This window comes from Solirubrobacter ginsenosidimutans, from assembly GCF_027587205.1.
On sequence record NZ_JAPDOD010000004.1, the window covers coordinates 274,704 to 289,150 of the forward strand.

A 14,447-nucleotide genomic window follows, 5' to 3' on the forward strand; every position below is an offset into this window, starting at 1 on the left:
AGCGCTCAGGCCGGCCACGCCGGCGTGCGGCCGGCGTAGGAGACGACGATCAGAATGTCGAGCAGATCGTCTCCCTCAAACCACTCTCGGGTCTCCGTGCTGTCTACCAGCGTCAGGTCCCACCGTCCCGCAGGAATCTTTCCGATGATCTGGCGCCACGAGCCACCGTTTGCGCGGCGAGTGCTGACGAGGTGGTCAACCGGCGTCGCGGAGCCGCCGATGGCGGTCGTCGCTCCCGTCTCGGTGAATTTCAGCCCGGCCGGGACGGCCTCGGTGGGTACGGCCGTGCCCGCGACGAAGAGCAGTGACACCTCAGCGATTTCGAGATCCTCGAGGTTCGGTGGGAAGTCCTCGCGCCGGATCTCGAAGTGTGTCGCGAACGGCGACGGTTGCTGATCGGGATTGTGGAGGTCCCACCAGGCATCGGCGAAGTCACTGCGCATGCTGAACGCTCGGTCTCCGACGAAACGGCGGTCCAGCTGCCGGGTCACCTGCACTCGATAGTCCACGCTGTCGAGGGCCGTGTAGTCGATCGTCAGCAGCACATCCGCGAGCGTGGTGTAGTCGAAGAAGTTGCCCGCCTTCGGCATCCGCAGCTCCCACGTCGTGTCGACCCCCTGGGACTCGAACGGGTTCGCGAACTCGCTCTGGGCCTCGAAGGCGAACACGCCGGTCGAGCCGATCGGCGACGTCAATGCGATGGTTTCGGGCTGGCGCCGCACGACCGTCGTCTGAAACACGTCGGGACCCACGACCACACGAGAGACACCGGTGTTCGACAGCGTCGCGTGGATGCCCTGTCCGGGCGGCGTGAGCGCCGCGACGCTGACACTGACGCGCTTGATCAGGCGGAGGTAGTGCCCGGGGAAGTCGTAGTCGAAGAGACCGGTCGGGGTGTTGAACGTCATGACGCCCGTCGTCCGCAGCTGTTCGAAGTCGAGCGGGACGAGTTGCGCGAGCGAGAACGTCTTCGACAGCTGCAATTTTCTCGTGTTGCTGTCGAACGCCCATTGATCGAGCGCGACGATGTCCTGCAGCAACCGCGCCGAGCCGGTCAACCCGCGCCGGTCCTGCGCCGCGGTGTCACCGTTCGCCGAGATCGGGCCGTCGGCGGCCGGCTGCCAGTAGTCCGCGTGGATGGCGGGCGTCAAGCCCTCCTGCCGTTCGAACGCGACTTGGCGGGCCGCGAGTTGGGCCATCGCGGCGGCCTGCTGGAGCATGAAGCTATACGTCCGCTCCAGGATGCCGCTCATCCAGTCGTAGAGATCGAGGTTGGTGAACTTCTGCATGTGGAAGTCCAGCATCGCGTCGGCGTTGTCGGCCTGGAGATCGCTGACGGCGAACTCCTGTTGGGCGATGCGCACCTGATCGGTCTCGACGCGGATCTGCTGATCGCCGATCCGTTGGTCCTGAAGCGCCAGCTGTACGCGGAGTTGCCATTCCTGTCGCGTGCGCTCACGGCTGGCCTGAATCTGCCGGATCTGCGACCAAGTCGACGCTGCCTGGGACAGGCTCGACAGGGCGCTCGCCGTGGCTGACGCGGCCGCGGCGGTGGAGCCGGCGGCCCCTGCCACGGCGCTGGAGATCGCGGCGGGGAGGAATGCGTACACGGCCGAGTACGAGTAGGCCGATGCCGCCACCGAATGCGCCATCGCGGCGACGCCTTCGAACCCGGCGGCGGCGTAGATGTAGCGCGTCGCCTGCTCGAGCCAGCCGATGGCGTCGAGCTCGAGATCGAGTTCGCCGGCATCCAGCAGTTGCTGGTAGTGGTCGCCCTCGATCGCGGCACGCTCCTGCTGCAGCTCCGCGAGCGAGACTCGATCCTGCGCCGCGGTGATCCTGAGCTCTTGCACGCGGACGGCCGCGCGGGCGACCTGGATCTCCTGGCGCGACCGCAGCAGCGTAAGCGCCTCCGCGTCGCGCCTTTCCAGTGCGGCCAGCAAGAGACCTTCCATCTGCTGCGCGTGCCCAGCGAGCTCCTTGGCGCGTTGGATGAGCGCGGAATACCGGTACGGCGTGGCGATCAGCGGTCCGGACTGCGGGAGGACCAGCTGCCCGTCGAGGCCGATCACCGGAAGTCCGGACGTCTGGTCGGTCGGGCTCGAGTAGAGGTCCAGCGAGCGGCGCATCCCGGCGATGTTCCGGCAGGTCCGGATCTTGAAGAGGCTGACCTCCGCGTGGAAGCGGAGGGCCTTCAACATCGGGTTGGGACCGACGCAGAAGCCGTGCTTGTTGTTCAGCGCATAGAGGCTCGGCAGGCTATTCGGGCTGTGGGACACAGTGGCGGCCGCCATCGCGGCGGAACCGCTCCCATTGGTCGTCGCGCCTCCGTTCAGTGCTCCGAGCGCCGCTAGGGCGGCGACCGAATGCGCAACCCCTTCATCCTGTAGGAGCCGCCTGTGCTGTGCGGCGCCGGTGCTGCGCGCGCGTTCGAGCACTGCGCCGATCGCCGTGTCGCGACCGGCGCCGGACAACGCCGTCGCCAGGATGTGTTCCGCATTGCTCAGCCGATCCTGGATCGGGGTGTCGTCGCGGTCGAGCTCGGCGGAGATCGCGTCCGCGCCGGTCGCGATGTCGCGTGCGCTGCCCACCGCCGGCAGCGCGAGCGAGAACGTCCTCGCCCCAGCCACCAGGGCGGGCTCGGTCGAGACCAGGGGGATGCGCGCGATGACGTCCTCGCACACCCCGAGCCGCTGATCGAGCTCGGGAAGCCGCAGCAACTCGAGCGCGGTGTCGTACAGGATGCGCGCGCGTTCGATCGCCTCGCTGGTGTCCTGCGTGAACTCCGCGTCGGCGTAGTCGAGGAGACACCGGATGAGGAGCAGCAGCGTGCCGCGAGCGTAGGTTCCCGGGCGAGCCGACGCGATCGCGTGCGGGTCGGTCGGATCCTGCACCCACTGCAGCAGGTCGCGGACGAAGTTCGTGCCGCCGATCTCGACCTCGTCGAGGGCGGTGTAGATCTTGCGCTCCGCGATGGGCTGGCTGTAGTCGTAGACGAGGCGGAACCAGTCGAGTGCGCCCGCGTAGTCGTGCGCGCGCTGAAGCGCCAGGGCGATCTGCAGCGGGACGGAGTAGAACGCCTCGTGCAGATACGTCTGCTGTGACAACGGCTTGGCGCGGTTCATCGCGAGCGTTTCGGCGACGAGCGCTCGCCGCGTCGGTGAATCCGCACGTTCGCGAACCGTGTAGGGGCCTGCGAAGTCCGGTTTGAAATCGACGCAGGAGCACTGCGCCAGCGGCTGGGTCTCCACGAACAGGCTGGCCGAGACCGACTTCTGGTTCTGCGCGCTGCCGACGTACTTGTTGATGATGTACGGGCCCAGTTGCACGAAGGCATTGCCCACGTAGTCGCCGCGCCACGTCGCGGAAGATGACTGCGCGCTTTGCGCGCCGGCGACCGTGGCGATGCCCGCGCTGCTGCCGCCGGCGAAGTTCCCCGCGGCAGCGAAGGCCGTGACCGCGGTGGACGTCAGCTTCCCGAGCGGCGAAAGGATCTGCCATTCATCCGTTTCGACGTCGTAGTCGGCGATCTGGATCTCATTGCCGAAGAGCGGCAGGATCGCGATCTCATCGCGTCCGTCGCCGTCGAAGTCGCCGACGACCGCCCCCGCAGCCACATACGCGAGCCCGAGCCCATTGGGAGTGGTCGACTTCCAACTGCCCCCATTCGCCGGATTCCCGGGATCGGGTCCCGGCCGGTACTCCACGTGCCACAGCTGCGACTGCGTGCCCGTGGCCGGCACGAAGGGCGCGACGATCAGCTCGTCGCGACCGTCGCCGTCGAAGTCCCCGGCCACCGCAAACGCAGCTGTGACCGGTTGCGCGCTGAGGTCGAAGACGGATTGCGCCGGGCCGCTCGTCGTACCGAGCGGCTGCCAGCTTCCGCCGCGGAAATCCATGACCCAGAAGTCGTTGCCGAGCGACTTGTTGCTGTCCATGGGAGCGGCGGCGACGGCGATCTCGTCGAGCCCGTCGCCATCGAAGTCGCCCGTGACGGCAAACGCCGCCCGCAACGTCTGACTGACATCGGTACAGCAGTTGAAGGCTGCGTAGAGGAGCCCCAGAACCCCCTGGCGCTTCCAGACGCCGCCCTTGAGCGTGAACACCCAGAAGCCGGTTGAGGTCTTCACGGCATTGATCCCCACGGCGTGGGTGCCAGGGCTGATGGCGACCGCGATCGAGTCCCGGTTGTCGCCTGGGAAGAAGCGCCCCGACACCGCGAATTCAGCTGCAATCGCGAACTGCGCGGTCTGGTCCGTGACGTCCCAGCTGAAGCAGTTGAGGTCATAGAGCTGGGTGGGCGACTTGCCGACGTGTTGCCACGCCGCGCCGTCGTAGCGCATGACCCAGAATCGATCGCGGTTGAGATCATCGACGGCGACGATCAGCTCGTCACGGCCGTCGCCGTCCACGTCGCCTGCGAACGCGTACCCGGCTGCCACCAGCTCGTCACTGCAGTTGAGGTTGCGCCGGCGAGACCACTGACCGTTCTCGTAGTCGAGCAGCCAGTAGTCGTTGGCCGCCGCCGCGTCCGCACCTTGCAGCGTGTCGCTGACGAGGAGCTCGGCGCGGCCATCGGCGTCGAAGTCTCCGGCGACGATCTGTCGAATCGCCACCGGCCCCGGGTTGTCGAGCGAGGCAGTCGCGCCAAGGGGACTCCACGCACCCAGAGCACGCGACGAGAACTCGGGATCCTCACGAGCCCAGCCATTGCCCGTGGCGTTGAGAGCGAGGTACGCCACTTCGTATTGCACGCCGGCGACGTCCTGCGCCCGCGGTCGCAATTCGAGCATCGGCGGAGACGTCCGCGCCGTGGCCATCAAAGCGGCCGTGAACGAGATCGGCTTGCGCGGAACCTCGAGCGGTATCGCGTCGCTCTCCCAGACCCCCGTCTCCAAGTCGTACCGGAGGAACTCGAGCGCCTCGCCGATCTCTCCCGCCACCTTGGCGAACACGAACACCTTCGGGTGCTGCGTCGTCGGGTGGCCGCCGCTAGCAGGCAGTTGAACGGTCGCGCCGATGAGGTCGATCACGGGTCCGGAGAAGCCGTCGAGCGGCTCCCAGAACGACTGCGCAAAGTCCGGCGTCCGCGCGTGCTCGTCGCGCATGCACCAGTACACCCTGCTGCTGCTGGTGACCCCGAACAGGAACGCGACAGTGTGAACGGCCCCCTCCGGATGTTCCTCGCGATCCGGGAAGTGCGCGGTCCCCGCTTCGACACAGCCTCCCAGGCGGAGGGAGCAGACGTCTTGGAGGTAGTCCGAATAGTCGGTTGCCAGTTGTCTGGCCGCCCCGGACGACAGCCGGGTACCCGAGCGCAACTGCTCGATGAGGGTCCTGAACGCCGGCGTTCGCCTGCGGTTCAGACTCGGAATCAGCAGGTTCTCCGGATAGAGATAGACCAGGATCGCGGATCGCCACGTGGTGTAGGAGCCGATCCACCGCCAGTCGTCGTCAAACGTCCGGGCGTCCAGACGGAACGCCGGGTAGGTGTCGCTCAGTTGCCCGTTGCGAACCGACCACAGCAACGCGAGCATGCTCTCGATGGCGTGCGCCACGCGCGTCGTTCGGCGGCACGACCCGGTCTGCGGGTCGGTCAGCAGATAGTCCCCGACCCAGCGCATCGCGGCGTCGCTCGCTTCGCTCGCTACCGGAAGCCGCGAGACGAGTCGATCGCGCAGGATCGGGAGGGCGAAGTCCTCAACGCGCGCCACCGACGTGCGCAGAGCGGTGAACAGGCCTTCGTGCTGTGCGGTGCGGGCGTCCAGTGTGTCGCGCCATTGCCGGGCTTCGGCGGGCACCACGCGCCACGCCGACGGCTCGGCGACATCGCTCGATGCCACGGATACGGGCACCCTGAAGGAATCCGGACCGAGTCGGATCGGGATCTCCGTGCCCGTCCCTCGCTCCTCGTCGCGCCACCGGCCGTATCGCCGCGACTTGTCAGCGCGCATCAGGATCGCCAACGCCTCGTCGATCTCGTCGGGCAGAAGCGCCGATGTGCCTTGCGCAGCGAGGCTGCGCGTTGTGCATAGCCGGCGCCAAGCGCTCGTCGAGAAGCCGCTCTGCTCGACGATCGAGCGGACCTTCACACCGGTGTCGGTGGAACGGCGTTCGGCGAGAACGACCCAGCGGACGGTCTCAACGCGGGCCAGCGTGCGCTCGATGCCCTGCCACTGCAGGGCGGTCATGGTGCCGGGCAGCTTCGCACCCGCCACGGCTCGAAAGGCGTCGAGGGATCCGAAGCACAACTGCCGCAGAATCGTCCGCTCGGCGGTGGCCGCCGGGACCCCGCCCTGATTGAGCGCGGCGAGCAACGGAACGAACTCGCTTGCCGATTCGCCGAAGATCTCGCCGAGCAGACGATCGAATCCCCCGGACTGCCGGCGGGCGACGATGTCGGCGAGCACACGCGCGGCGTCCGCGCCAGGGGTCAGCGCTTCGACGATGGCGCCGTCGAGACCTTCGAGCGCGCTCGGAGCCGCCGTGAGAACGGCTCGCATCGCGTCTTCGCGCAACCGGAGCTCGCGCGATCGCGGCGGCTGAGCTCCGGCGTTGAACCCGCCGGCATAGAGCATGAATGCGCGGCTCGTGCGGCTGCGGATCCACGCCAGCGGCACGGAATCGGGATCCATCACCGGGGGGCGAGTTCGGCCGCGGAGCGCCTGTTCCCATTGCAGGCGGTAGTCGACCGGCGCGCGCCAGCGCGGAAGGCTCGCCCGACGCGTCTTCCAGTAGGGGAATCGTCCGTGATCCGTCTCCTCGGTCCGCCACGTCGGATACAGCAGACGGTGCTTGCGCACGGTCCTCGCACCGGCGTCGATGTCGGTCCAATGCGATTCGGAGAGCACCGCCGCCGACATCGCGGTGACCGCCGCCATCCGGCGAAACACCGAGAGCGACACGCCCGGTAGGGCGCTGTGGATATCGGCTTCCGCCTGGGTGACGACAGCCGCGTCGGATCGCTGCAGCCGCTCCGCGCGCACACCGATCCACGCGATCCAGGGTCCAGCCGCCGGCGCCGCGCCTAGTCCCTCGACCAGAACCGCCTCGAGCCCGGCGCTCCGCCGTGCCCGCAGCGCATCGGCGCTCGTGCGCAGTTCAGCGCTACGGCGGCGGAACAGTTCCCGGCCTTCGACGCCCGCCAGCGAAAGCGGCAGATCGGTGATCGCGATGAGCTCCGGATCGACCCACGGGACCGTCGCGGACGACACGGGCGGCCAGGCGCCCTCGCTCGGAGACGACGCCATCGCGATGAAGGACTCGGCGTCCAACCTCAGCCCGGCCGCGCTCTCCTCGCTACGCCAGCGCTCGAAACGAGACGCTTTGTAGGCCTGAGCGAGGATGGAGCGGACCTCTTCCCATTCCGCGTCGCTCAACGGCGGCGCCGCGGCCAGTTTCTGCTCACGCAATGCCATCAGCCGAACGAACGCGTCGACCGAGAGATGCAGGTCCGAGGTCAGCGTGGTTCTGGCTCGCTCAACGGTCGCGGCGTCACCGTTTGACAGGTCGTCGCACAGCTCGTCGAACTCCGCCGTCGGGGGCGCGTGGCGCCAGGGGTAGTCGTCCGGCACCGGGGCCGACGCAGGCGGACGCAGAAAGGCGAACATGCTGTCGAGGTCCGGCTGCCGCGATTGCAGGTCGTGGAGAAGCCCGTCAACCCACGCGCGGCGTCGCAGCCAGAGGTCGAACGCGCCGTCGGGCGAAGCGGTCGTAGCCTTCGGCAACGGCAGGCGAAATTCATCTGGCCCGGCGACGTCCGGATCGATGATCGGCAACCGGGGGGATGCCGCGGTCGCGTTGCCGGTCGAGAACGCGTCCGCCGGCCAGTCTTCCTCGTCCCACTGCTCGCGCAAGCGCATGGCCTGCCAGACCCCGACCTGGGGCAGCGCGGTGAGGACGATGGCCTTCGTATCGGCCTTGTAGTCGAGCTTCACGCTTCCTGAGAGACCACTTCCGTTGAGCGCCGTCAGAGACACGTTCCCGGCGCGAGGACCCACGCCCGTTGCCACCGCCGTCTGCTGTGCGGCGTTGCGGTACAACTCGACTGTCACCTTGCTCGTGACGGTGTTCAGCGCGAGCTTGCAGTACATCGCTCCGTCGTTGTCGGTCGCCGACGCCGCCGGGTCGGCCGACCAGTCGAGACCTTGAAAGCGCCACTGACTGGTCTGCGCTTGCGTGTCGCCCGACACGGCCACGCTCGACAGCGCGTCGCGGCGGGTGTTGACCAGCCCGAACAGTTCTTCGATCCGCTGCTCGGTGATGGACGTCGGATCGTTGGCCAACCGATCCAGCCGATCACCGGCCGGGCCGGTCCGCGGACCGAGCGAGAGCGCCAGCCGATCGGCCAGCGCGCGCCGGTCCGCCACGTCGCCACTGCCGGTCAGGCGTACTTCGTCGTACGACGTTCCGAGTTCGGTCAAGAGCGCGAGGTACGCCGCCGTCTCGTAGCGGCCCTCGTGCGATTCCGGCGCGCGGACGTGCCCCCAGTCCTTCGTGGCCTCACGGTATTTGAGGACCCAGATCTCGGTGCAGTCGCTTCCGACGACCACGATCTCATCCTGGCTGTCGCCGTCGACGTTTGCGGCGAACGCGAAGCTCGCCGGATGACGACCGCCTGGCGCCCAGTCGAGATCGGCCGCGACCGGATGACCCACGAGCGGGCTCAGGTGCTGCCAGACCCCGGCGGTCGTCCGGTCCATGATCCAGGCGGCCTTGGCGTCTCGCGTCAGGACGACCAACTCGTCGCGCGCGTCGCCGTCCACATCCGCCGCGATCACGAAACTCACCCGGTCGAGCGTTGGCGAGCAGTTGACCGGCGCCAACTCGTTGAACGCGGGCTCGTCGGGCACCGGGTACCCGACAGGCGCATAGGTGTAGACATCGAAGCGATTGGGGTCAGCTCCGACGGTCGCCTCCGGCGCAACCAGAAGCTCCACGCTGCCGATACCGGTCACGCCCCCGACGACGACGTGTGCGGCCGCCAAGGGTGCGGCGCCGAGGTCGACGTCCGCGCCGAGGTTCCGCGCGCTGGTGGGCGCCAGGTGCGTCCACACGCTGTTGGCCGCATCCCATTTCATGATCCAGGGACTGCGCCCCTGCCTGCCCGTAGCGTCGGGGAACGCGACGATCTCAATCACGCCGTCGCGGTCGACGTCGCCGGCCAGCGCGAGCTTGATCGGATACGTGGAGGCTCCAGCAGCCGGGGCGTGGCAGACGAACGCTACGTCGTAGAGCGCTCCGACAGGGCCAACGGTGTCCCACGACTGCGGCCGCCGCTTGTAGACCCAGAACGCATTCAGATGCGTGGGCGTGGTGCCGTAGGCGATGAACTCGTCGACGCCATCGTGATCGATGTCCGCCGCGAAACAGCCGGTCATGTTCGCTCCCACGGGCGCGAACATGAAGTCGAACACGTCGGGGTCGAACGTGCCGCCCGGCTCGACGCTCACTCCGAGCGGGCCGGGGTTCACGTGCTTCCAGAGGCGCGTGGTCGCGTCGAACTCGAGCACCCAGACGGGGAGCCCACCCTCACTGGGGTCCTCGATGACGAGCGCGAGTTGCCGGCGATCGCTGTGGGTACCCGCCGTCTCCAGTTTGAATTTCCCCGCGAAGGCAGACTTCACGCGCAGCCCGCGCGGCAGATAGAACGTCGCCGCCGTGGGATCCGACCCGGCGGCCAAGTGCACCCAGCGTCCTGTCGACTTGGCGTATCGCATCACCCATACGCCCGTCCCGACGGGTTCCCGAGCGGTGAGCAACGCGTCGTAGTCCGCATCGAAGCCGAGGATCAGCTCGTCCTGACCGTCGCCGTCCACGTCGGCGGCGAAGGCGAAGGAGACCCGGCGCTTGAGCGGGCAACACGCGACGTCGGGGCTCCCATCCAGGTTCTCGCCGATGAGCGCCAGCAATGACTCGATGCACAGCCGCATCTGTGAGATCGTCTGATCGACGGACTCGCAGTCGGTCCGGAAATCCGTGATGCGCTGCTCGAGCAGGCCGGAGAGAAAGCTGGGCGTGGTCGGTTGCGCCGCGAACGATGGGTCGTATTGCCAGGACAGCTTGGCGTTCGCGTATGACATGAGGTCCGCGAGATACGCGGCGGGACTCGTGGCCGCTTCGCAATCGCCGCACCCGCAGTCGGCGGCATCCTCACCCGACGCGGACATCGCGCTCGCCGCATAGGACGACGATCCCAGCGCTGGTTGCGGTGCCAATTTCAGCCCGGCCGCCACGAAGTCGAGAAACGGCTTCTGCAGGCTCGCGGCGTCATGAATCCGGGCCGTCTCGATTGGTCCGAGCAGCGGAGCGAGCTTTTGCTCAAACGACACGAAGGGCTCGGACGCGACGTCGGTCGGGCCCGCGAACCCGGCCTCGATCAGCGCCTTGCGTCCCGCGCCCGACAGGTTGAGCAGACCGAGTTGCGCATGATCCTCGAGCGACTTGACCGCAAGCCGCTCCGCGGTGTTCAGCTCGTCCGCCCAGGCCGCCTCAGAGGACAAAGCGAGCAACTTGGCCGGGGTCGTGACCTTCATGTCGGTGAGCCGTGCGAGCAGCGGCGCCCGTTCGCTCGCACCGACGCCGCCGGCGAGATCCGCGAGCACGAGCTGCTCGAACGGCACGTGCGCGCGGAAGCCTTCGACCTCATCCATGATGCGGTCGAGCTCCGAGGACGAGACCAGCGGCGCCGTCGCCTCCCCGCCGCTCAGCGACGAGCGCAGCGCCACGGGATCGACGTCATCCGCGGAGCGTGTCGTCGCGGGCAGCGCGTGGAAGAGCAGTTCGTACGGAACCCCGGTGCGATGCGACACTGCGGCGGCATACGCCACCGGGAAGAAGTTCTCGATCGGAGCGGCCCGGTCGGCGGAGGACGAAAGGCCGCGGACACCGGCGTCGAGGAGTGACAGCGGCACCTGATTCTCCGCGAGAAGGCCGATACCTCGGGCGAGCGATTCGACCTGCGGCCTGTCGATCTTTGCCGTCTTCGATAGGGCATCGATCGTCGTGTCCGACAGCGCCCCGTTCACGAGAGGGCTCAGGGCTGTCCACAGACGCTCGTACTTCGACAGGTCGCGTGGTGCCCCATCTCGCGATTCAGTCATTCGCCGCAGCATCCCTCCCGCGCCGTGACCGTGGCGTGACAGGGGCGTGACAGGGGCGCCCCGTCGTTAGCGCCGAGCTCTCACCGGCCGGCTTCTCGACGGTCTCCTGCAGCCATGCGCTGACGAGGGCCGCCACGGCGCCCAGGCTCGGATCAGCAGCAGGCCGATCGGTCCAACGGGCATCTCGCAAACCTTGACGCCGTGCCCTGACGCCGGCGTCACTGGAAACCGCGGTCAGGGCAGCAGGTCGTGCAGGGTGGACGTGGGCGCGAGCCCAAGCTCTTCGTCGAGGAGGACCCTGAACCGCTCGAACTCGCGCAGCGCCTCGGATTGATTGCCCTCCGCCAGATGCACCCCGATCAGTGCACTCCGGGCGCTCTCGCGCAACGGATCCACGCGCACCGCGGCCACGGCGGCGTCGGCGGCGTCGCCGAACCGCCGCGCTACGACGAGCAGACCGGCCGCCGCCTCCAGCGCGTGGAGCCGGAGCTGTCGCCAGCTCTCCACCTCGAGCAAGGTCCAGTCCTCGTACCACCCCGGAAGCAGCTCGGCCGCCAGCAGCGGGATCGCCCGTACCGTCATCGCCGGCGTCATCGTCGATCCGGGTTCGAGCAGCCGGTGAGCCAACTGCCGCGCCTCGACGAGATCGACTTCCACGTCGGCCGCGAGCGCGAGTTCAATTCCGTCGGCCGCAATCGCGCACGATGCCGCGTCGCCAAGGCGGGCGAGCCCCGATCGCAGGCTCGCGTGGGCACGGCCTTCGGACACAGCCGGCCAGAGCAGTCCCGCGATCAGGTCACGCCTGACCGCGCCGTGCTGCAGCGCCACGAACGCCACGAGTCGCTGCGCACCGAGCGACAGGGTCATCACCGAGCCCCCGAGCACGAGGCGGAAGCCTCCCAGGAGACAGATGCCCAGCGCCCGGTGCTCGCGCGCGGGATCTGGAGCCAGACGCAACCCGACCGAGGCGATCGGTGCCGGCGCATTCGATGCACTGGCGGACAGCACTTCGCCGGCACTCGTCATGACGGTCAGGTGAACCCCACGCCGCATCACCAACGACGCGGACTCGGTAGAACTGCAGCTCTGGAAGGTGATGCCACCGCCGCTAGGCGGGACCAACGGGTCCGACCACCGCCACGCCGAGTCATCGAGGAAATCGACGAGCTCGCAATGAGCGATTGGTGAAAGCCTACATATTTCCCATTGCCCGCGAGAGGACTTTTGACCCGCGGGAACCTCGTGTCAGTGCACTGACATTCCGCTATCAGGTCAGTTACGACTCCGGCTCATTATGGTCGAGAAGTCTTGACTACTCGCGGTATCACCAGCTTGAGTGAGAGGCGAACAAGGAGAAGATTGGATGGCTGAGAACCCGACGCCCGAGCCGGCTTCGGAGATCCCTCGTGTCGTGCAGGAGTTTCTGCGCGACACGGCGATTCCGAAGGGCTTCGTGAACCCCAAGCCGCTGCGACTGGACGACCTCCGGCGCAGGGTGAACGAGATCGATCTGCTGCCCACCGTGGCGCCGGAGGACTTGCTCGAGAGCGTCAACCGGATCAAGCCGGCGCGCATCAAGGTCGAGAAGTTGCCGGAGGAGCAGAAGGAGTCGCTGTCGACGCTGAAGGCGCGGCTCAAGCGGTTCCATGGCACCAGGATCCCGCTCTACTGGTTCCCGTTTCCCTGGGTCGTGTCGACGTGCGCGGATCGCTTCGGCTACCGGGCTCCCACCGCCGTGCGCACGGCGACGCGGCTGCCGTTCAATGTCGCGAACCAGGCGCTGCTCGCGAAGTTGGGCGACATGATGGGAGACGCGGGCCGCGATCCGAATCCCCTGTCACAGAATCCCGGCGACCCGGGCGTCTCCTCGCTACCGGCGGGCTACGTCTATTTCGGGCAGTTCGTCGATCACGACATCACGCTCGACGTCTCGTCGACGCTCGACGCGGCCACCGACGCGAACACCGTCAACAACATGCGCAGCCCGACCCTCGACCTGGACTCGGTCTATGGCCGGGGCCCGGGACTGGACGCCTACCTCTACGCGATGCCTTCGTCGGGGCCTCCCACCGCGATCAAGCTCGCGGTGGGAACGAACCGGAACCTCGGGCCAGGGGGACCGAGCAGCACCACCGATGCCGGCGGGATGGGCCTCCAGACGACCTTCGACGTCCCGCGCGTCGCCGGCACCAATACGGCCGTCATCGGTGACCCGCGCAACGACGAGAACCTGATCGTCGTGCAGTTCCACCACGCGATGCTGCGGTTCCACAACGCCGTCGTCGACCTCCTGCTGGCCGCGTCGTTCGCCGGCGACATCTTCGCCGAGGCCAAGCGCATCGTGACGCACCACTATCAGTGGGCGGTCGTCAACGACTACCTGAGGCGGATCTGCGGCAACGCCGCCGTCGACGATGCGCTCAACACGGTGTCGGCCCCGATCGGCAGTTCCTTCCGGATGCCGGTCGAGTTCTCGGTCGCGGCCTACCGGTTCGGACACAGCATGATCCGCGACAACTACTGGGTGAACTTCAACTTCAAGGCCGCGACGCTCGGGCAGGTGTTCGAGTTCAACCGCAACCCGCAGCTCCCCGTGTTCTCGAACTGGGTCGTGGACTTCAACGCGTTCTTCGACACCCCCGCTTCGGTCTTGGTGCCGGTGCACAACAAGGCACGCCGGATCGACAGCGTGTTGTCACCCGGGCTGGAGTCCCTCCCGGGCTTCACGGGCATGATGGCGATCCTGGCGACGCGCAACCTGCGGCGGGGCCTGGCGCTCGGCCTGCCCAGCGGCCAGGGCATGGCACAGCTGTTGGGCATCCCCGCGATGACCACGGCGCAGTTGACGTCCGGCCTGCCGCCGGCCGAAGTCGCGGTCCTCAATTCAGGCGGCGGACTCCTGCTGGCGAAGACGCCCCTCTGGTACTACGTGCTTCGCGAGGCCGCCGTCCTCGCCGGCGGGAACCGGCTGGGCCCGGTGGGCGCGAAGATCGTGGCCGAGACGTTCGTCCGGATCCTCAAACGCGACGCCTCCTCCTACCTCAACGTCGCGGGCGGGTTCGCGCCGATGCTTCCGTCGGCGACGCCCGGAGCCTTCACGGTGGCGGACCTCGTCACCTTTGCCGGTGTCACAACGCCGTAGGCGGCGTTTCTCCATTTGCGTGGGTGTTTGCACGCGAACACCCCCGGCGGGGACGGCGTTCGATGACCCGTCCGCGCGGCCTCCCCGTTCAGAGCGCGAGCACGCATTGCGCCGGAATTCGCTCCGGTGCTGCATTGCCTGATCGATTAAGCATCCTTGCACCAGATCTCGGGCGGGGCTAGCGTCGTGGCGCCGGACCGTTG

General features: G+C 67.8%; 3 protein-coding genes. 1 reads left to right on the plus strand and 2 read right to left on the minus strand.

The window, feature by feature from the left end; all coding sequences use genetic code 11:
• Nucleotides 1-5: 5 nt before the first annotated feature.
• Together OM076_RS07780 and OM076_RS07785 are read right to left on the minus strand one after the other, a co-directional pair.
• Nucleotides 6-10,913 (minus strand): Tc toxin subunit A-related protein, encoded by a 10,908-nt coding sequence (locus OM076_RS07780; RefSeq protein ID WP_270038932.1) that lies wholly within the window; start codon nucleotides 10,911-10,913, stop codon nucleotides 6-8.
• Between the two features lie 423 nt (nucleotides 10,914-11,336).
• Nucleotides 11,337-12,128, minus strand: a complete 792-nt coding sequence (locus OM076_RS07785) for an AfsR/SARP family transcriptional regulator (RefSeq protein WP_270038933.1) — start codon at nucleotides 12,126-12,128, stop codon at nucleotides 11,337-11,339.
• 337 nt (nucleotides 12,129-12,465) lie between these two features.
• Between OM076_RS07785 and OM076_RS07790 the strand changes: the two genes are divergently transcribed.
• Nucleotides 12,466-14,244, plus strand: coding sequence for a peroxidase family protein (locus OM076_RS07790; RefSeq protein ID WP_270038934.1), 1,779 nt, complete (start codon nucleotides 12,466-12,468; stop codon nucleotides 14,242-14,244).
• Nucleotides 14,245-14,447: the final 203 nt, after the last annotated feature.

Bases quoted from the DNA above. Each gene is read 5' to 3' on its own strand.
- OM076_RS07785 (WP_270038933.1), bottom strand. From the start codon at position 12,128: ATGACGAGTGCCGGCGAAGTGCTGTCCGCCAGTGCATCGAATGCGCCG.
- OM076_RS07790 (WP_270038934.1), top strand. From the start codon at position 12,466: ATGGCTGAGAACCCGACGCCCGAGCCGGCTTCGGAGATCCCTCGTGTC.